General features: G+C 70.5%; 16 protein-coding genes. 10 read left to right on the top strand and 6 right to left on the bottom strand.

Annotation, left to right across the window (positions count from 1 at the left end; genetic code table 11):
- Nucleotides 1-164 precede the first annotated feature (164 nt).
- The 3 genes from EXE44_RS04140 to aspS form a co-directional block, all read right to left on the bottom strand.
- Nucleotides 165-884: a DUF4382 domain-containing protein gene (locus EXE44_RS04140; protein ID WP_137716077.1), complete on the bottom strand. Its 720-nt coding sequence runs from the start codon at nucleotides 882-884 to the stop codon at nucleotides 165-167.
- Between the two features lies 1 nt (nucleotide 885).
- Nucleotides 886-1185, bottom strand: a complete 300-nt coding sequence (locus tag EXE44_RS04135; protein WP_137716076.1) for a hypothetical protein — start codon at nucleotides 1183-1185, stop codon at nucleotides 886-888.
- Between the two features lie 325 nt (nucleotides 1186-1510).
- The gene (aspS, locus tag EXE44_RS04130) at nucleotides 1511-2815 is read right to left on the bottom strand and encodes an aspartate--tRNA(Asn) ligase (protein WP_137716075.1); all 1305 of its coding nucleotides are present in this window, start codon (nucleotides 2813-2815) and stop codon (nucleotides 1511-1513) included.
- A 557-nt stretch (nucleotides 2816-3372) separates the two neighbouring features.
- Here aspS and EXE44_RS04125 point away from each other — a divergent pair.
- Nucleotides 3373-3705: a hypothetical protein gene (locus tag EXE44_RS04125; RefSeq protein ID WP_137716074.1), complete on the top strand. Its 333-nt coding sequence runs from the start codon at nucleotides 3373-3375 to the stop codon at nucleotides 3703-3705.
- Between the two features lie 27 nt (nucleotides 3706-3732).
- Here EXE44_RS04125 and larC read toward each other — a convergent pair whose 3' ends face one another.
- Entirely contained in the window at nucleotides 3733-5154 is a 1422-nt protein-coding gene (gene larC / locus EXE44_RS04120; RefSeq protein WP_137716073.1) for a nickel pincer cofactor biosynthesis protein LarC, read from the bottom strand.
- A 229-nt stretch (nucleotides 5155-5383) separates the two neighbouring features.
- Here larC and EXE44_RS04115 point away from each other — a divergent pair, with 229 nt between their 5' ends.
- The 4 genes from EXE44_RS04115 to EXE44_RS04100 all read left to right on the top strand — a co-directional run bounded on the left by EXE44_RS04115 (nucleotide 5384) and on the right by EXE44_RS04100 (nucleotide 8909).
- Nucleotides 5384-7606 carry a CDC48 family AAA ATPase gene (locus EXE44_RS04115; protein WP_137716072.1) on the top strand — a complete coding sequence of 741 codons (2223 nt, stop codon included), beginning with the start codon at nucleotides 5384-5386 and terminating at the stop codon, nucleotides 7604-7606.
- A gap of 82 nt (nucleotides 7607-7688) precedes the next feature.
- A complete protein-coding gene (locus EXE44_RS04110; RefSeq protein ID WP_137716071.1) occupies nucleotides 7689-7943 on the top strand; it encodes a hypothetical protein in 255 nt (84 codons plus the stop codon).
- 66 nt (nucleotides 7944-8009) lie between these two features.
- Nucleotides 8010-8543 (top strand): DUF5815 family protein, encoded by a 534-nt coding sequence (locus tag EXE44_RS04105; RefSeq protein WP_137716070.1) that lies wholly within the window; start codon nucleotides 8010-8012, stop codon nucleotides 8541-8543.
- Between the two features lie 141 nt (nucleotides 8544-8684).
- Entirely contained in the window at nucleotides 8685-8909 is a 225-nt protein-coding gene (locus EXE44_RS04100; RefSeq protein WP_121564246.1) for a hypothetical protein, read from the top strand.
- Between the two features lie 78 nt (nucleotides 8910-8987).
- Here the strand turns inward: EXE44_RS04100 and EXE44_RS04095 are convergent, their stop codons facing one another.
- On the bottom strand, nucleotides 8988-9998 hold the full coding sequence (locus EXE44_RS04095; protein ID WP_137716069.1) for a hypothetical protein: 1011 nt from the start codon (nucleotides 9996-9998) through the stop codon (nucleotides 8988-8990).
- A gap of 200 nt (nucleotides 9999-10198) precedes the next feature.
- On the opposite strand from EXE44_RS04095, the gene carB reads away from it, so the two are divergent.
- Together carB and EXE44_RS04085 are read left to right on the top strand one after the other, a co-directional pair.
- Nucleotides 10199-13429, top strand: coding sequence for a carbamoyl-phosphate synthase large subunit (gene carB, locus EXE44_RS04090; protein ID WP_137716068.1), 3231 nt, complete (start codon nucleotides 10199-10201; stop codon nucleotides 13427-13429).
- A 106-nt stretch (nucleotides 13430-13535) separates the two neighbouring features.
- Entirely contained in the window at nucleotides 13536-14411 is an 876-nt protein-coding gene (locus EXE44_RS04085) for a mechanosensitive ion channel family protein (protein WP_137716067.1), read from the top strand.
- Between the two features lie 4 nt (nucleotides 14412-14415).
- Here the strand turns inward: EXE44_RS04085 and EXE44_RS04080 are convergent, their stop codons facing one another.
- Nucleotides 14416-15009, bottom strand: coding sequence for a nitrous oxide reductase accessory protein NosL (locus EXE44_RS04080; RefSeq protein ID WP_137716066.1), 594 nt, complete (start codon nucleotides 15007-15009; stop codon nucleotides 14416-14418).
- 104 nt (nucleotides 15010-15113) lie between these two features.
- Here EXE44_RS04080 and EXE44_RS04075 point away from each other — a divergent pair, with 104 nt between their 5' ends.
- From EXE44_RS04075 to EXE44_RS04065, 3 genes are read left to right on the top strand one after another with little or no spacing between them, the layout of a single operon-like run.
- Nucleotides 15114-17132: a NosD domain-containing protein gene (locus EXE44_RS04075; protein WP_137716065.1), complete on the top strand. Its 2019-nt coding sequence runs from the start codon at nucleotides 15114-15116 to the stop codon at nucleotides 17130-17132.
- Nucleotides 17129-17926, top strand: coding sequence for an ABC transporter ATP-binding protein (locus tag EXE44_RS04070; protein WP_121600689.1), 798 nt, complete (start codon nucleotides 17129-17131; stop codon nucleotides 17924-17926). The genes EXE44_RS04075 and EXE44_RS04070 overlap by 4 nt, the downstream gene beginning before the upstream one ends.
- Nucleotides 17923-18786, top strand: coding sequence for a copper ABC transporter permease (locus tag EXE44_RS04065; RefSeq protein ID WP_137712044.1), 864 nt, complete (start codon nucleotides 17923-17925; stop codon nucleotides 18784-18786). The genes EXE44_RS04070 and EXE44_RS04065 overlap by 4 nt, the downstream gene beginning before the upstream one ends.
- Nucleotides 18787-18792: the final 6 nt, after the last annotated feature.

Genomic DNA, 18792 nt, shown 5'->3' with positions numbered 1-18792 from the left:
CGCGTCGGGGACCGACCGCAGCGGCGCGCGCATTCCCCCGGTCCCCGAATCCCGGGAACCGACCCAGCCCTGACCCCGAAGCCGCGGCGCGGTCCGCGCTCGCGCGTGCGAGCGACCGGATCGCGACCGCTGCTCCAACGGGGGACCGGGGGACCGCGGCGTTGCTACGCGTCGGCGGTCTCGTTGTCGCCGCCCGAATCGCTCCCGTCGGACTCGCTCGACTCCTCGTACTCGACCTCGATGCCGCTCGGCACCGGCCGGAGGAGGTAGCGGCCGTTCCCCCGGAGCACCGGCGCGAAGTCCGCGGTGAACGTCGTCCGCGTGTTCTCGCGGATCTCGAACGACTCGTTGAACTTCAGGGGCGCGTTGCCCGGGAGGTCGACGGTCGCGTCGCTCCCGTCGGTGAGCGTCCCGTCGGCCGACGACACGTCCAGCTGGAGGTACGGGTACTCGCCCGTCTGAAGCTCGCGCTCGTCGATCAGCTGCGTCTCGCCGTTCTGGAGCTCGACGAGGTCCGCCTCCTGCGGCTCGTCGAACTCGAAGTACTCGCGGCCCGCCTCGCCGTCGTCCTCCGCGTCGGTCTCGTTGCCGCCGGCGTCCGCGTCGTCGCCCCCGTCTGAGCCGTCATCCTCCGTGTCGGTCTCGTTGCCGTCCTCGTCGTCCGACTCGGCGCCCTCCGGCCCGAGCCAGAACCCCTCGACGGTGACGACGAGCGACTCGAAGTCGTCGATGTCCGCCGGCTGGTCCGTGACCTGCGTCGCGAGCGTCCCGGTCGCGCGGCCGACGCAGCCGGCGAGGCCGGCCGCACCGAGCGCCGCGGCGCCGGTCGCCTGAAGGTAGGTCCGGCGGTCGAGCGCGTCGAGGTCGGACTTGCGGTCCGTCACGTTACGCACCCCCGTCGGCGTCCGTTCCGTCGTCCGCGTCGCCTTCGCCGGCGCCGTTCCCGGCGATGTCGCTCACGGTCTCGCCGAGGTCGTCGACGCCGCCGTCGAGGAACTCGTTCACGCTGTCGAGGATGCCGCCGACGAAGTCGGGCACCTGGTACGGGAGGTCGCTCGGCGGTCCGGCGTCGCCGGAGGCGTTGTCCGGGCCGGGCGTCGCCGCGACGGCACCGGCGGCCGCGCCGGTCCCGATCAGTACAACCGTGGCAAGCGCCACGAGCAGCGTCGTTCGGAGTGCGTTCATTGCGACTCGACCTCGGGCCCCGATACCCTTTAATGACGCAAGCCGTTCAGCCGAGTTTCGCCCGATTTAATCCGGTTAAACGGAGAATAGAGGCCTGAAGACGGAATCCACCCGTACCCAGCGATTACTTATAAAGGACCCTCGCGTCGACCGAGGGAGAAGCCGCTCGCGCGGCGAAGTCGAACTCGCTCGCGCGGCCGGGGAGGAGAAGGGAGATCCGCCTATTCGATGGTCGGACCGTCACGACCGCGGTGGGAACCGACCTCGGATCAAACGCGGACCGAACGCAGACCAAACCCAGACCGGACCGGAAGGGCGGCGCCGCCTACGGCTCCAGCCGGTTCGGGTCGCGCGGGAACATGATCGCCTCCTTGATGTTGTCGAGGTCGGCGACCTTCTGGACGAGGCGGTCGATGCCGAGCCCGTAGCCGCCGTGCGGGGGCGTGCCGTAGCTCAGCGCCTCGATGTAGAACTCGAAGTTGCTCGTCTCGACGCCCTCCTCCTCCATCACTTCGACCATGCGCTCCACGTCGTGCTCGCGCTGCCCGCCCGAGGAGAGCTCCTGGCCCTTGTAAATGAGGTCGAACTTCCGGGAGGCGATGTCGTCCTCCGGCACGTCCTGCATGTAGTAGAACTTCTCGTCGGGGTAGCCGACGACGAAGAACGCGGGGTGGCCCTGTTCCTCGAAGTGCTCGCCGAGGAGCTTCTCCCCCTTTGTGTCGAGGTCGGTCGGGTCGTCCGGGAAGTGCCCGAACTCGGTTTCGAGGATGTCGAGCGCCTCGTCGAAGGTGATCCGCGGGAAGTCGTCCTCGGGGACCTCCAGGTCGACGTCGAGGAGGTCGAGCTCGCGCTCGGCGTTCTCGGCGACCTCGCTGAGCGCGTAGCGGAGCGACTCCTCCTGGACGTCCATCACGTCGTCGTGGTCGTCGATGTACGCCAGCTCCACGTCGAACATCGCGATCTCGGAGACGTGGCGGGAGGTCGCGAAGTCCTCGGCGCGGAACGCCGTGCCGGTCTCGTAGACGGCCTCGTAGCCCGAGGCCATCAGCATCTGCTTGTACAGCTGGGGGCTCTGCGAGAGGAACGCGTCCTGGTTGTAGTAGAGGATCGGGAACAGCTCCGCGCCGCCCTCGGCGCCGCCCTTCGAGATCAGCGGCGTCTTGATGTCGACGTACCCCTCGTCTTCGAACCACTCCTCCATCGCGGTGATGAGCTCGGAACGGAGAGTGAACACCGCGAGCGTCTCTGGCTTCCGGAGGTCGAGCGCGCGGTTGTCGAGCCGGGTCGAGAGGTCGACCTCGATGTCCTTCGAGATCTCCAGCGGGAGCGGGGAGTCGGCCTCGTCGATGACCTCGTACTCGGTGGGCGCGATCTCGACGCCGCCGGGCGCCTGGTCGCTCTCCAGCGGCTCGCCGACGACGCGGACAACGTCCTCGGCGCCCACGTCTTGGACGGCCTCGAACAGCTCCGGCTCGCGCTCCTCCTTGAAGACGATCTGGATGAGCCCCTCGCGGTCGCGCACGATGAGGAAGACGAGGCCCCCAAGGTCGCGGATCTCGTGGACGTGGCCGGCGATGGCGACCTCGTCCGCGTCCGGTTCGACGTCCGACGTGTGAATGCGCTCGATCATGGCGGTGACTGCTTACGCGCAACTGGTCGGGCGGTCGGCATAGGCCTGTCGTCTCGTCGTCGACGGAACCGAACGCGCGCGTCCGCTCCGGCGGATTCTCGGCGGCTCTCGGGTCGAACACACCGTGGCATGTGGTCGCATAACTAACATAATTTTAATACAAAACCGACACTGGACGTGAACGACGGCGCACCCCGCGCCGCGGATCCCGACCATGACCCGTTCCATCCGCTCGACGCTCGTGCGGTCCGCGAGCGTCGCGTTCCTCGGGTGGAACGGGACCGGCTACGGGATTCCGACCCCACGGTCCGTCCGCCCGACCGCGTGACGCGCGTCGGCTGGGGAGGTTTCCCCGCGGGACGGACCGCACCCCGTTCTCTCCAGCCGCCGCTGTCCGTCGCGCGCGTCGAGTCGGACGACCGTCACCCTCGCGAGCGCCGCCGCCGGCGACCCCCGTCGTCGCCGCTGCGGCGTTCGAGGACGCGGACCGGTCACCCCTCGGGTCGCGGCCCGAGACGGCGACCGGTCGCGCCGCGTTCGACTCGCGGCGAGGGCGTATGGCGGCAGCCATCCACACGCCGTCGGTCGAGGCGGCGGTGACCGTCCGCGTCTCGCAGGCGGCCACCGGCGACCTCGTCGCCGGCGCCAGAGCACAGATCGAGCGAATCGACGGCCTCCGCGTCGAGGAGATCGAGATCGCCGGCCTCCGGCCCGGCCTCAACGACACCACGGTCGAGGCGGTCGCCACCCTCGCGGTCGACGAGGAGGCGGTCTCGCGGGCGGAGTTCGGCGCCCCCGAAGAGGTCGTCGCCGACCGCGTCCGCGAGCGCCTCGCCGACGGCTTCGGCGTCGACCCCGAGCGCGTCGAGCGCGTCGACCCGCCCGACTGACGGGCCGGTCGCGAGGCCGGCCACCTGCTACTCGTCGGCGAGCCGCTCCCGCACCGCGGCCTCCGCGCGCCGGAGCACCTCGCGGATCGGGAGGCCCGTCGCCCCCGCGACCGCGGCCGCCTCGTCGTACTCCCCGCTGACGTCGTAGACCTCTCCGTCCGTCGTCGAGGCGACCTTCACGGTCACCTCGTGGTCGGCGCCGTCGACCCGGAGCGTCGCCGTCTCGAACTCCCGTTCCGCGATCCAGCGGTGGCTCGCCCCGGACTGGCGCACGCCCAGCGTCCCCGTCTCGCGGGCAAGCCGCTCGGCGACCGCCTCGGCGTCCGCCGGCTTACAGATGACCTTCACGAGGTGACCCGGGCGGGACTTCTTCATCGTCGTCGGGACGATCGTCACGTCTCGCGCGCCGGCGCGTTCGAGCGTCTCCTGAAGCCCGCCGAGGACCTCCGGCGCGGCGTCGTCGAGGTTCGTTTCGAGGACCGCGATGTCGTCGCGAACGAGCCCGCCGCCCACGGTCCGCCCCCGGTCGGTCTCGCTCTCCGCCCGTCCCCCGTCGCCGACGAGCGCGCGCAGGACGTTCGGGTGGCGCTCGAAGTCGGCGGCGCCGGCGCCGTAGCCCGCGCGCTCGACGGCCAGATTCGGGACGGCGTCGACGCCCTCGGCGACCGCGCCGAGGATCGCGGCGCCCGTGGGCGTGAGCAGTTCGCGGTCGAGCGGCCCGCCGACGACCCGGAAGTCGGCCCGGCTCGCGATCTCGGTCGTCGCCGGGGCCGGGACCGGGTAGGTCCCGTGGCTCATCTCGACGGTCCCCCCGCCGGCGGCGACGGGCGTGGTGACCACGCGCTCCGGGTCGAGGTCGGCGAGCAGCAGCGCCGCGCCGACCACGTCGGCGATCGCGTCGTCGGCGCCCACCTCGTGGAAGTGCGTCTCGTCGAGGTCGGTCCCGTGGACCGACGCCTCCGCGCGGCCGAGCAGCTCGAAGGCGTCGAGCGCGGTCGACTCGACCGAGTCCGGGAGGCCCATCGACTCGACGAGGGCGACCACCTCGCGGTAAGAGCGGTGGACGCCCGCGCCCTCGGCATGGGTCTCGTCCCGAGTGGCGTCCGTCTCGTGGTGATGACCGTGGTCGTGGTCGTGGCTATGGTCGTGACCGTGACTACGGTCGTGGTCGTGGCTGTGCTCGTGATCGTGATCCTGCTCGTGGTCGTGACTATGATCGTGATCGTGGCCGCGATCCGAATCGGCGTCTCCCGCGTCGTCGCCGTCGACGAGGACGTCGACGGTCGTTGCGCGGATCCCGTTCTTCTCCGTCTCGCCGACCGCGTACCGGACCGGAAGCGCGTCGCGCACGGGGTCGAGGACCGCGGGGTCGGCGCCGGCCGCGATCAGCGCGGCGCAGATCATGTCGCCGGCGGCGCCGGTCCGACCGTCGAAGACGAGCGTTCGCATGGCTCCTCCGAGGCGACTGCCGGACAAATACCTCCGGATCGACGGGCCGCGAGTCCACGGCGAAAACGCACGCTTACGACGGGGTTTTATGACCGGACTCCGTACCGTGCTATATGATCACACAGCCTATCGCGGCCGCCGATCGGACCGGAGGAATCGGCGGGCCGGACACGGGCAACAGGCTTATTCCCGGACCGGATCCAGATACTATCATCCCCCGCGAGGAATCATGAACGAAGTCCAACTCGAAGTGGCGAAGGCGTACCCGAACGACTCGGGGCGCGGCATCGCCCGACTCGACCCCGACACCCTGCTCCACCTGAAGCTCTCGCCCGGCGACATCATCGAGATCGAGGGCGCGGAGACGACCGCCGCGAAGGTCTGGCGCGCCGACCGCCAGGACTGGAACACCGACACCGTGCGCGTGGACGGGTTCACGCGGCAGAACGCGGACGTCGGCATCGGCGAGCGCGTCACCATCCGGAAGGCGGAGGCCGAGAAGGCCGACAAACTGGTGCTGGCCCCGCCCGAGGAGGCGTCGGTCCAGTTCGGCTCCGACGCCGCCGGCATGGTCAAACGGCAGATCCTCAAGCGCCCGGTCGTCGAGCGCGACATCGTGCCGGTGATGTCCTCGACGAACCACCCGTTCATGCGGTCGCCCGGGCAGGCGATCCCGCTGATCGCGGTCGAGACGGAGCCCGACGGCGTCTGTCTCATCACCGAGGACACGGAGGTCGAGCTTCGCGAGGAACCGATCTCCGGCTTCGAGAAGACCGGCGGCGGGATCACCTACGAGGACATCGGCGGCCTCCAGTCGGAGATCCAGCGCGTCCGCGAGATGGTCGAGCTGCCGATGAAACACCCCCAGATCTTCTCGAAGCTCGGCATCGAGCCGCCGCAGGGCGTCCTGCTCCACGGCCCGCCCGGCACCGGGAAGACGCTGCTCGCGAAGGCCGTCGCCAACGAGACCTCGGCGTCGTTCTTCTCGATCGCCGGGCCCGAGATCATCTCGAAGTACTACGGCGAGTCCGAACAGCAGCTCCGCGAGATCTTCGAGGACGCGAAAGAGGAGTCCCCCTCGATCATCTTCATCGACGAGCTGGACTCCATCGCGCCGAAGCGCGAGGACGTGACCGGCGAGGTCGAGCGCCGCGTCGTCGCCCAGCTGCTGACGATGATGGACGGGTTAGAGACCCGCGGGCAGGTGATCGTCATCGGCGCGACGAACCGCGTCGACAGCGTCGACCCCGCGCTCCGCCGTCCGGGCCGATTCGACCGCGAGATCGAGATCGGCGTCCCCGACGAGGTGGGCCGCAAGGAGATCCTCCAGATCCACACCCGCGGCATGCCGCTGTCGGACGACGTGAGCTTAGACCACCTCGCCGACGAGACGCACGGCTTCGTCGGCGCCGACATCGAGAGCCTCACCAAGGAGGCCGCAATGAAGGCGCTGCGCCGGTACCTCCCCGAAATCGACTTAGACGAGGAGGAGGTGCCCCCGAGCCTCATCGACCGGATGATCGTCAAGCGCGACGACTTCTCAGGCGCGCTCAACGAGGTGGAGCCCTCGGCGATGCGCGAGGTGCTCGTCGAGCTCCCGAAGATCTCGTGGGACAACGTCGGCGGGCTCGAAGACGCCAAACAGCAGGTCCAAGAGTCCGTCGAGTGGCCGCTCACGTCGCCGGAGAAGTTCGACAGGATGGGCGTCGACGCGCCGAAGGGCGTGCTGCTGTACGGCCCGCCCGGCACCGGGAAGACGCTGATGGCGAAGGCCGTCGCCAACGAGACGAACGCGAACTTCATCTCGGTGCGGGGGCCGCAGCTGCTCTCGAAGTGGGTCGGCGAGTCCGAGAAGGCGATCAGACAGACCTTCCGGAAGGCCCGGCAGGTGAGCCCGACGATCATCTTCTTCGACGAGCTCGACAGCCTCGCGCCCTCGCGCGGCCAGGAGATGGGGAACAACGTCTCCGAGCGCGTCGTCAACCAGCTCCTCACCGAGCTCGACGGCCTCGAAGACATGGGCGACGTGATGGTCATCGGGGCGACCAACCGACCGGACATGATCGACCCCGCGCTGCTGCGCTCGGGCCGGTTCGACCGGCTCGTGATGATCGGCCAGCCGGACCAGGAGGGCCGCGAGCAGATCCTCGACATCCACACCCGGGACACGCCGCTCGCGCCCGACGTGAGCCTGCGCGAGGTCGCCGAGATCACCGACGGCTACGTCGGCTCCGACCTGGAGGGGATCGCCCGCGAGGCCGCCATCGAGGCGCTGCGCGACGACGACGACGCCGAGGAGGTCGAGATGAAGCACTTCCGGCGCGCGATGGAGTCGGTTCGCCCGACCATCAACGAGGACATCCTCGCGTACTACGAGGACGTGAGAGAGCAGTTCAAGGGCGGCGGCGGCGAGTCGCTCCGCGACACCGGCGGCCGGATCGGCTTCCAGTGACCGCCTGAGTCGCGGGGCCGCGGACCGCGCTGCCCGCCGCGACCGACCGTTTTTGCGTGCCCGCCTCGAAGGAGGGACCGATATGTCCGACGACGTGACCGTCGACGTGGAGGTCGAGGTGGAGGTCGACCGGGACGAACTGGAGGTCGAACGCGAGGACGCCGAGGTGCTCGAAGCGACGTACGAGGCCAACGGCATCGAGATCGAGGTCGAGGCCGAGGTGGAGACGCACGGCGGTGACGACGAAGGCGCGGACGGCGACGAGGAAGCCGACGGAGGCGCGGCCGAGGACGGCGACGGCGAGGGCGACGAGGGCGGATACGAGGACGTCGAGTAACGACCGGTCGCGCCGCCGACCGACCCGTTCCGCTCCTTTTAACCTCGACAGCGACCAAGCGGAGGCATGTCCCAGCCCCGCGTCCCCGGCGGCGACGAGAACGCGCTGGAGCTCCCCTGCGGGGAGACGGTCGGCGTCGGCGAACTGGACCTCGGGATGCGCGAGTACGAGTGCGCGTGCGGCGATACCCACGCGGTCGTGATGGACGTTCACCCGCCCGAGCGGTTCCTCCCGGACTTCCTCGTCGATGTCCTCCGCGAGGCGATCGACACCACCAGCGAGGAGATGCCCGAGTTCGACACGCCGCACCTGCTCGGCGTCGTCCTAGAGGAGTTCCCCGAGGCGGTCGTCGCGCACGACGCCAGCGAGAACGCCGACGTCGGGTACGCGATGGTGTGGGTCACCGAGTTCGACTCCCGCCGGCTCCACGAGATCGTCGTCGAGCTCGTCGTCGAACTGATGGAACACGCCGTGAGCCACGCGGACGACGACGAGGCGCTGTCGGCGTTCGAACGGGAGATGGTCGAGTTCGACGTGAGCGAGTTCGTCGAGCAGTACCGCGCGGAGCGCGACCTCGAGGCCGAGGACCCGTACGCCTGAGTCCGGGTCGCTACCCAGTTTCGAACGCGCAGTGGAACACCTCCGAAAGCCTGTTAGCGGGCGTCTCGCGCCCGCTGTCAGACAACCGTCCGACTTCTGTCTCACTGAACCCTATATGTTCGGAGACCGTACGTAAGACGTATGAGCGCCGGTGAATACGACCGGTACGAGCGGATCCGCGGCGTCCTCGCCGAGGCCGACGAGCCGCTGACGGCGCGGGAGATCCTGGCGCTCGTCGAGGAGTGCGACGAGTGCGAGGAGATCGGCAGCCCGCACCGGGTCGCCACGGTGCTCGGGCGGCGAGCCGAGCGCGGCGAGGTCGAGGTCATCGCCGGGCAGCCGTACCGATACCGGCTCAAGGCTTGAGCGCCGTCCCCGCGCGAGGCTGAGCTTCCGCGGCCCGCCACTCGGGGCGATGAGCCGACGGTCGTCCGACCTCCTCTCCTACGGCGAGACTATCAGATCGAACCGGTAGACGCCGTCACGGTACTCGACGACGACGTTCCGGAAGTCGACGCGCTCGTCGTAGCCGTCGATCGGTTCGAGGTCGTCCGCGATGGCGAGCGCGTCGAGGGCCTCGGTCAGTTCCGCCGACGGCGGTGCCCCCTCCTCGTAGCGACGCGGCTCCTCGGCGATGGCGTCGTCCAGGACGCCGGCGGCGGCCTCCGAGAGCCCGGCGTCGTCCACGTCCCGTTCGACGATGGCGTCGCGCGCGTACGCCGTGAACTCGCCCCGAGAATCGCTGATCTCGGTGATCGCGTACGTCCACTCCGGAACGTCGACCGTCCGCCGCTCGGCGACCGCTCGGAAGTACTCGTTCTCGTACGCCACGAAGTCGAACGACGGCGACGGGACGAGCTCGCTGGCGTCCGCGTCGAGCCCGTGGTGGAACTCGACGGTCTGGAGCTCGTCGAACTCGGGGTCGCCGAGGAAGCCGTCGTGACCCGCGTAGACCGCGTCGAGCGCCGCGTTCAGTACGCGTTCGTCTTGGTCGGAGAGGCCGAACGGCGGCCCGTCGAGCGTCGCGTCCTCCGGCGGTGCCTCGTCGACTCGTTCGAGCGCGAAGTGCCACCGCTCGGGTCGGCGTATCCGCTCGTCGACGATGTCGACTTCGTAGAAGGTGCCGTCGCGGCGGAGGAACGTCGGGCGCGGTCGCGTCTCGGTCCCCCACCGGTCGCGGCCGACGAGGGGCCACTGCTTGACGGTCACGCTCCCCGTGTCGAACAGCTCCGAGAGCCAGGCGGCCTTCGCCTCGGTCGCGAAGTCGACGCGGGTCACCGCGTCGATTTCGGTCGGGTCCGGCCACAGGTACGGGCGCTCGATCGACGACAGGTCCAGTTCGTCCGCGATGAGGGAGTACGCGTCGAGGTCGCCGGCGTTGAGACAGCCGGCCGTGGCGGCGGTGGCACCGGCGACGCCGAGCAGTCGGAGGGCACTGCGGCGGGAACAGCGCATATCACTCACCGAATTTCCGACATCTCGGTAAATCCCTTGTGGTGGACCCCTCAGCGCACCGAGACGCCGATGCGACGAGAAGATCGTGTGGTATCGTACCGACCACCGTGGTAGGACGTAGCTTGCGAAAATCGCAAACTCGTTGCGAGATTCGTACTCTACCGCCGACCTTATTACGATGAGCGTATTCCGTCCGCGTAATGAGCGAGGACCGGACGATTCTCCTTATCGGCAGCGGACCGATTCAGATCGGACAGGCGGCCGAGTTCGACTACTCCGGGGCGCAGGCGTGTCGCGCCCTCCAGGAGGAGGGCGCCCGCGTCGTCCTGGTGAACTCGAACCCCGCCACGATCATGACCGACCCCGAGACGGCCGACCGGGTGTACATCGAGCCGATCACGCCCGAGGCCATCGCGGAGGTCATCCGCATCGAGGAGCCGGACGGCGTCATCGCGGGGCTCGGCGGGCAGACCGGGCTCAACGTCACCGCCGAACTCGCAGAGGAGGGGATCTTGGAGGAACACGACGTCGAGGTGATGGGGACGCCGCTGGACACCATCTACGCGACGGAGGACCGCGACCTGTTCCGCCAGCGGATGGAGGGCCTCGGACAGCCGGTGCCGAAGTCGACCACCATCTCCTTGGACGACGACGAGTCGGTCACCGACTTCGACGAGGCGGCCTTCCGCGAGCGCGTCCAGGAGGCGGTCGACGCGGTGGGCGGCCTCCCCGTCATCGCGCGGACGACGTACACCCTCGGCGGCTCCGGCTCGGGCGTCGTCGACGAGTTCGAGGAGCTGGTCGAGCGCGTCCGCAAGGGGCTCCGCCTCTCGCGCAACAGCGAGGTGCTGATCACGGAGTCCATCGCGGGCTGGGTCGAACTTGAGTACGAGGTGATGCGGGACGCCGACGACTCCTGTATCATCATCTGTAACATGGAGAACATCGACCCGATGGGGATCCACACCGGCGAGTCGACGGTCGTCACGCCGTCGCAGGTGATCCCCGACGACGGCCACCAAGAGATGCGGGACGCGGCGCTCGAAGTGATCCGCGACCTGGGCATCCAGGGCGGCTGTAACATCCAGTTCGCGTGGCACGACGACGGCACCCCCGGCGGCGAGTACCGCGTCGTCGAGGTGAACCCGCGCGTCTCGCGCTCCTCGGCGCTCGCGTCGAAGGCGACCGGGTACCCGATCGCCCGCGTCACGGCGAAGGTCGCGCTGGGCAAGCGGCTCCACGAGATCGACAACGAGATCACCGGGGAGACGACTGCGGCCTTCGAGCCCGCCATCGACTACGTGGTGACGAAGGTGCCGCGCTGGCCCATCGACAAGTTCGACGACGTGGACTTCGAGCTCGGCACGGCGATGAAGTCCACCGGCGAGGCGATGTCGATCGGCCGCACCTTCGAGGAGAGCATGGTGAAGGCGCTCCGCTCCTCGGAGTACGACCCCGCGGTCGACTTCGAAACGGTCGACGACGCGACCCTCGAATCGGAGTACCTCGAACGGCCGAGCCCAGACCGCCCGTACGCGATGTTCGAGGCGTTCGACCGCGGCTACTCGGTCGACGAGGTCATCGACCTGACGGGCATCCACCGCTGGTACGTCGAGCGCTTCGAGAACATCGCCGACGGGACCGCGGCGGCCGCCGAGGGCGACTTCACCGAGGCCGCGATGGTCGGCCGCACCGACGCCGAGATCGCGGCGACCGCGGCCGCCGGCGGCGTCGACGCCGACGTGGGGCAAGTCGAGAGTTCGGTCCCCGACCGCACCTACAAGCAGGTGGACACCTGCGCGGGCGAGTTCGAGGCATCGACCCCGTACTACTACTCCGCGCGCCTGCCGGAGTTCCTTCAGGGCGCCGACACCGCCGGCGCGGCGAACGAGGTCCGCGTCGACCCCGACGTCGAGAGCGTCGTGGTCGTCGGCGGCGGGCCGATCCGCATCGGGCAGGGCGTCGAGTTCGACTACTGCGCGGTCCACGCGGTGCGCGCGCTCCGCGAGCTGGGCATCGACGCGCACGTGATCAACAACAACCCGGAGACGGTCTCGACCGACTACGACACCTCGGACGGGCTGTTCTTCGAGCCCATCTCCGCCGAGGAGGTCGCCGACGTGATCGAGACGACCGGCGCCGACGGCGTAATGGTCCAGTTCGGCGGGCAGACCTCCGTCAACGTGGGCGAGCCCCTCGAGGCGGAGATCGAGCGCCGCGGGCTCGACTGCGAGATCCTGGGCACGAGCGTCGAGGCGATGGACCTCGCCGAGGACCGCGACCGCTTCAACGTCCTGATGGACGAGCTCGGGATCGCCCAGCCCGAGGGCGGCACCGCGACGAGCGAGGCGGAGGCGCTGGAGCTGGCCCACGAGATCGGCTACCCGGTCTTAGTGCGCCCCTCCTACGTGCTCGGCGGCCGCGCGATGCGGGTCGTCGAGGACGACGCGGAGTTAGAGGAGTACATCGAGGAGGCGGTCCGCGTCTCGCCCGACAAGCCCATCCTCGTCGACCAGTTCCTCGACGACGCGGTCGAACTGGACGTCGACGCCGTCGCCGACGGTGAGGACGTGCTGCTCGGCGGCGTGATGGAACACGTCGAGAGCGCGGGCGTCCACTCGGGCGACTCCGCGTGTATGATCCCGCCGCGCTCGCTCGGCGACGAGACCCTCGGGCGGGTCCGCGAGGTCACCGAGGACATCGCCCGCGCGCTCGACACGGTCGGCCTGCTCAACGTCCAGCTGGCGGTGACGGGCGTCGACGACCCCGAAGCGGACAGCGAGGTGTACGTGTTGGAGGCGAACCCGCGCTCCTCGCGCACCGTCCCGTTCGTCTCGAAGGCGACCGGCGTCCCCATCGCGAAGCTGGCGGCGAAGGTGATGACCGACGACCTGACGCTCGCCGACCTCGACGCCGACGAGCAGATCCCCGAGCACCGCTCGGTGAAGGAGGTCGTCCTGCCGTTCGACCGCCTGCCGGGCTCGGACCCGCGGCTCGGCCCGGAGATGAAGTCCACGGGCGAGGTGATGGGCACCGCGACCTCCTTCGGCAAGGCGTACGACAAGGCGCAGGACTCCACCGGGAAGCCGATCCCGGAGTCCGGCACCGCCGTCGTCGACCTCTCGGCCGAGGAGTTCCCGGACCCGGGCACCGAGGCGGGCGAGGCGCTCGTCGACGGGTACGCCGAGCACTTCGAACTGAGCGAGGCGACGGACCTCATCGAGGCCGCCAAGCGCGGCGACCTCGACCTCATCGTCTCCCGCCAGCGCGACCTGCTGGAGGTCGCCGTCGAGGAGGAGATCACCTACTTCTCGACGCACGCCTCCGCGAAGGCGGCGCTGGAGGCGCTCGACCACGCGGGCGACGACCTCGACGTGATGGCGGTCTCCGACCGCCCGAAGCGCGTCGAGCGGTGGGGCGCCGCGGAATAGCCGCGGAGGCGACTCGGTCGGCCGGACGCTATTTTTCGGCTCGTGAGGGCTCACAAGCCCGATTTATCGGCTGTATTTAACTCCAATGGCGACGATCTGAGACGGTGTGACTTCGCAACTACTTCAGGCGGGCCTGCTCGCCGACCCGACCGCCGCCGTGGTATCGCTCGCCGTGACCGTCGTGACGTTCGTCGTCTCGTTCCTCGTGCTCTACCTCGTCGGGAAGTCGGTTCTCGTCAGGACGACCAAGCAGGTGTTGAACCAGCGCGACTACTCGCCGGCCATCGTCAGCCTCTCGTCCAGCATCGCGGGGGCGATCGCGCTGTTCGCGGCCGTCGCCATCGCGGCGACGGTGGCCGGGTTCCCGATGATCCTCGGGGCCTTCGCCACCATCTTCGGCGCGCTCGCGCTGGGGTTCGCGTTCGCGGCGAGCGACATCGTCCAGAACTTCGTCGCCGGCGTGTTCATCCTGAAGGACAAGCCCTTCGAGATCGGCGACTACATCGAGTGGAGCGGCAACGGCGGGATCGTCCGCGAGATCGACCTCCGCGTCTCGAAGCTCGACACGTGGGACAACGAACAGCTCACCGTGCCGAACGGCGACCTCGCCAACGCGGTCGTCAAGAACGTTCAGGCCAACGACACCCGGCGGGTCACCGTCGACTTCGGGGTCGATTACGGCACCGATGTGGACCGCGCCCGCGACATCCTCCTCGACGAGGCGGCGAAGACCGACGGCGTCCTCGCCGACCCGGAGCCGGCCGCACCGCTGACCGCGCTCGGCGACTCCGCCGTCGTGTTCAACCTCCGTGTGTGGATCGACCCCGCGGAGACCGGGGCCGGCGGCGTCAAACACGCGCTCACGGAGACCGTCATGCGCCGCTTCGACGAGGCAGACATCGGGTTCCCGTACCCCCACACCGAACTCGTCGGCTCGCTCGACGTCAACCAGATCGGTCGGGACGCGACGGCGGACGACTGACGGCTCACAGTGCTTCGAGCGTCGCGCGGTCCACCTCGGTCGCGGGCATCGTCTCGCCGCCGTACTCGGCGACGAACGACTCGACGTCGCCCTTCTCGCTGAACGGGATCAGGTCGGGTCCCATCGCGCCGATCACCTCGCTGCGCGCGACGACGGTGAGGGAGGGCTCGCGGGCGAACGCCTCGCTGTCGACGTGCGAGGAGAACATCGTGTCGCCGCCCTCCTCGAACACCTCCTGCTCGACCGCGGAGTAGTCGGTGAGAAACGTCGCGAGCGGCGTGCGCCCGGAGTCTTCGGCGTCGAACCGGTACGTGTACGTACAGGTGGCGCTACAGAACTGCGCCGGGCGACCGCCCTCCGGTTCGTCGTCCTCGAAGTGGACCTGCCCGACCGTTCCCGGGTGGTCCGCGACGATCATGCCGCACTGGTCGCATGCCTGGTCGTCGTCGATGGAGACCGGGGCGATCGAGTTCGACCCACCGCCGGCGCAACCGGCGACGGAACCGATCCCTGCGGCGGCGATTCCGGCGAGCACTCGACGCCGCGGGACGCTCATCGAGCTGGCGGGCGTGGGAGTCGATGGGTCGCGTTTCGTCATGGTCAGATTTGGAGTACCTGCCTCTTAGCCCCTCTGGACGCGTTCAGCGGCGCGTTCGAGGAACGAACCAGACGCCCTAAGTCGCCGGCGATCGAAGTACTCGCGTGGCAGTTTTCGACCCCGCTACCGCCCGGTCGCGTCGCCTCCGTCTCGCGGCCGTCGCGCTCGTCGCCCTCGCGGCCGTGGGGACCGCGGGCGCGTTCGCCGCGGACCCGAGCGAGTCGGTCCCCGAGCCGGTGCGCTTCGAGGACGCGGTCGAGTTGGGGCTCTCCTCGGAGACGGACGCCCTGATGGCGGGCGATGCGACGCTCCCGCGCGTCCAGGTGTTCTACTCGCAGCTCCAGTACGTCGTCGGCTACAACGGGATCGCCTCGTTCGTCGACTCGCGCGGAGACGGGCGGACCGAGCGACAGTTCGGCTACCCGCTCGTCGCGTACGTGGAGACGTTCGATCACCGAGACCCGGGCACGACCGAGTCCGGACTCTTCGCGGCGGGCGGGGCAGGCGGGTGGACGCCGGTCGACGAGGCGTTCTACGTCGTCGGCAGCGACGCCGAGACGCCGTCGGGCGAAGTCGTCGTCCCGTTCCGCGGCCGCGAGGCGGCGGCGGCGTTCGCCGACGACCACGGCGGGTCGGTCGTCGGGTGGGAGGCGGTCCGGACCCGGTCGTACGACGTCGACTCCGCGGCGACCGTGCGGTCGCTCGCCGCGGACCGCTGGCGGACGGCGAACCAGCGGCTCGCGGCCGCGGAACGGCGCGCGGACCGACCGGTCTCCGTCGTCGTCGGCGAGGACGCCCCCACCGTCTCCGCGGCGGTTGCGGCGGCGCCGCCGAACACGACAGTCCGCGTCCCGCCCGGGACCTACGAGGAGACGGTGACCGTGAACCGGTCCGTGACGATCGCCGGCGCGGGCGCCGGGCGGGGCGACGCAGCCGCGACCCGGATCGTCGGCAACGGCACCGGCTCGGTGGTCACCGTCCGCGCGGCCGACGTGGCGCTCACGGGGCTGCGAATCGCGGGAACGGGGAACCGGACCCGGGACCCGGAAGCCGCCCGTCAGTCCCGCGACCCGGAGGGCGGTACGTGGGACACGAACATCCAGCTCGGCTACGGCCACAGCGACGCCGGAGTGAAAGCCGTCGGCGCGCCGGGCCTCGTCGTCGACGAGGTGGTCGTGGACACGAACGCGAGCGGGCTCCTGCTGCGATCGGGTTCTCACGCGACCGCGAGCGGGCTCGTCGTCCACGGGACGGACGAGTGGCAGGCGGGGTTCATGGGCATCACAGGGATGGAGTCGCGCGTCACCGTCACGGACAGCCGGTTCGAGGGCGGGCGAGACGGGATCTACCTCCACCGCGCCGACGGCTCCGTCGTTCGGAACTCGACGTTCGTCGACAACCGGTACGGGACGCACCTCATGTACACCGGGGACGCGCTGGTCGCGGACAACGTCTTCCGAAATGAGCTGTTCGCCGGGGTGACCGTGATGACGCGGCCGGCCGGGAACGCGATCGTCGGCAACGACGTCCGCGACTCCAGCGCGGGGATCCAGGCGTCTGGAACGCGGACGTACGTCGGCTACAACACGCTCGTCGACAACGAGCTCGGCTTCTCCACGAGCGCCCGCGGGTCGCTGTACGAGCACAACGTCGTCGTCGGCAACGAGCTCGGGGCGCGGGCGACGACGGTCGTCCCCTCCAGTCGGGTCGTCGCCAACGACTTCGTCGGCAACGCGGACCACGCGGCGGCCGGGGCCGGCGCGCTGCGCGTGTGGGCCGACGGCGGCCGGGGGAACTTCTGGGAGGGCGCGAACGTCGGACCGCGCGGTCCTGGCGAACGGGCGTACCGCCCGACGTCGCCGGTCGACGGGGCGCTCCACCGGACGGTGAGCGCGGTAACGGTGCGTGAGTCCCCCGCCGCGCGGCTGCTCGACGCGCTCCGCGGGACCGTGCCCGGGGCGCGCTCGGGGAGCATCATCGATCCGGCGCCCGCGGCCGAACCGTATCACCCCGACCGGCTCGCCGCCGTCGCGGAGTCGGACGGCGACCCGGTCGAGTCGTCGTGGCGCTCCGCCGCCGGAGCGGACGGGAACGCCACGGCGACCGCGGAGGGGGCCGGATGAGCGACCGCACGCTCGCGGCGCTCGACGGCGTCACGCGCACCTACGGCGGCGTCGCGGTGCTCGACGACGTCTCACTGTCGGTCGGGACGGGCGTCACCGCCGTCATCGGTCCCAACGGCTCCGGCAAGTCGACGCTGCTCGGGGTCCTGAGCGGCGCGGTCGAACCCACCGCGGGGACGGTCCGGTACCCCGAGGGCGGTCCGCGCTCGGGGTCGGAGAAGCGCGTCGGCTACCTCCCGCAGCGGGTACCGTTCCGAGACGGGTTCACCGCCCGAGAGACCCTCGGGTTCTACGCGGCGCTCGCTGGCGGCGACCCCGACGCGGCGCTGGCGGCGGTCGGGCTCTCGGACGCGGCCGGGAAGCGGGTCGCGGACCTCTCCGGCGGGATGCGGCGGTTGCTCGGGATCGCACAGGCGAGGCTCGGCGACCCGGACGTCGTCGTCCTCGACGAGCCGACGAGCGGGCTCGACCCGGAGATGCGAGAGCGGGCGTTCCGCGCGGCGGCGCGGGCGGGCGACGACGCCGCCGTCGTCGTCAGCTCGCACGACCTCGACCTCGTCGACGCCCACGCCGACGCGGTCGTCGTCCTCCGCCGCGGCCGGGTCGCCGCGGCCGGGCGCCGCGAGCGCCTCCTCGACGAGCGGGGGGTCGACGACGTCGCGGCGCTGTACCGCGCGGTCGCAGCCGGCACCGACGGGGCGTCGTCGCCCGCGGGCGGCGGGGCGGAGGAGGGCGGAGAGAGCGGCGGAGCCGACGCCGAGTCGGTCCACGTCACGGGGGTGTCCGACCGGTGAACTCTCCGTTCGGCGGCGTGTGGGTCGTCTTCCGGCGCGAGCTGGTCACGGTGCGCCGGACGCCCGGGTACGCCGTTCTCGCTGCCGGGCTGCTTGTCGTCCTCGCCGGCCTCGTCGCGGTCGGGGGCGGCGGCGCGACCGGGTTCGTGCCCGCGGTCGTCGACCTGCTGTTGCCCGCCGAGGTGCTTGTGCCGCTGCTGGCGGTCGTGCTCGGGTACCGCTCGCTGTTCGCCGACGCCGCGAGCGGGGAGCTCAGCGTGATCCGGACGTATCCGGTGAGCGCGACCGGGTACGTCCTCGGGGTGCTGCTCGCCCGGACGGTCGCGCTCGTCGCGCTCGTGGGTGGCCCGTTTGCGCTCGTCGGCGCCTACGTGTGGCTCACCGCCGCGCCGGACACGGGCATCTTCGCGACGCACGCCGGTGTCGACTCGCCGGTGCTTTTCGTCCGCTTCATCGCGCTCGTCGTGCCGTTCGGCGCGGCGTACCTCGCGCTCTCGGCGGCGGTGTCGACGGTCGCGACGAGCCGGCGGAGCGCGGTCGCGCTCGCGCTCCTCGCGCTGCTCGGCGGCGTTCTCGCCGGCGACCTCGCGGTGCTTCGATCGCTGTCGGCCGGGGCGTCGCCGGGCGGGATCGCCGGGTCGGTCGCGCTCTCCCCGAACGGTGCGTTCCGGGGACTCGTCTTCGAGCACGTGATCGGCGTCGCCTTCGCGCCGGAGGGCGGGTTCGTCCAGACCGGGCGGGCGGTGGCCTCGCTCGTCGGGTGGACCGTCGGCGGGACCGTCGTCTCCGTCGCCGCCGTCGCGTTCGGGCCCCGCGTCGGCGTCGCGGTCGAACGCCTCCGCGGGAGCGTCGGCCGGTAGGCGCGT

Origin of the sequence: Halorubrum sp. SS7 (assembly GCF_005435055.1) — an archaeon.
Lineage (GTDB): Archaea > Halobacteriota > Halobacteria > Halobacteriales > Haloferacaceae > Halorubrum > Halorubrum salinarum.
The sequence above is the reverse complement of the archived record's forward strand: the minus strand, read 5'-3'. Positions and strand labels throughout refer to the sequence as shown.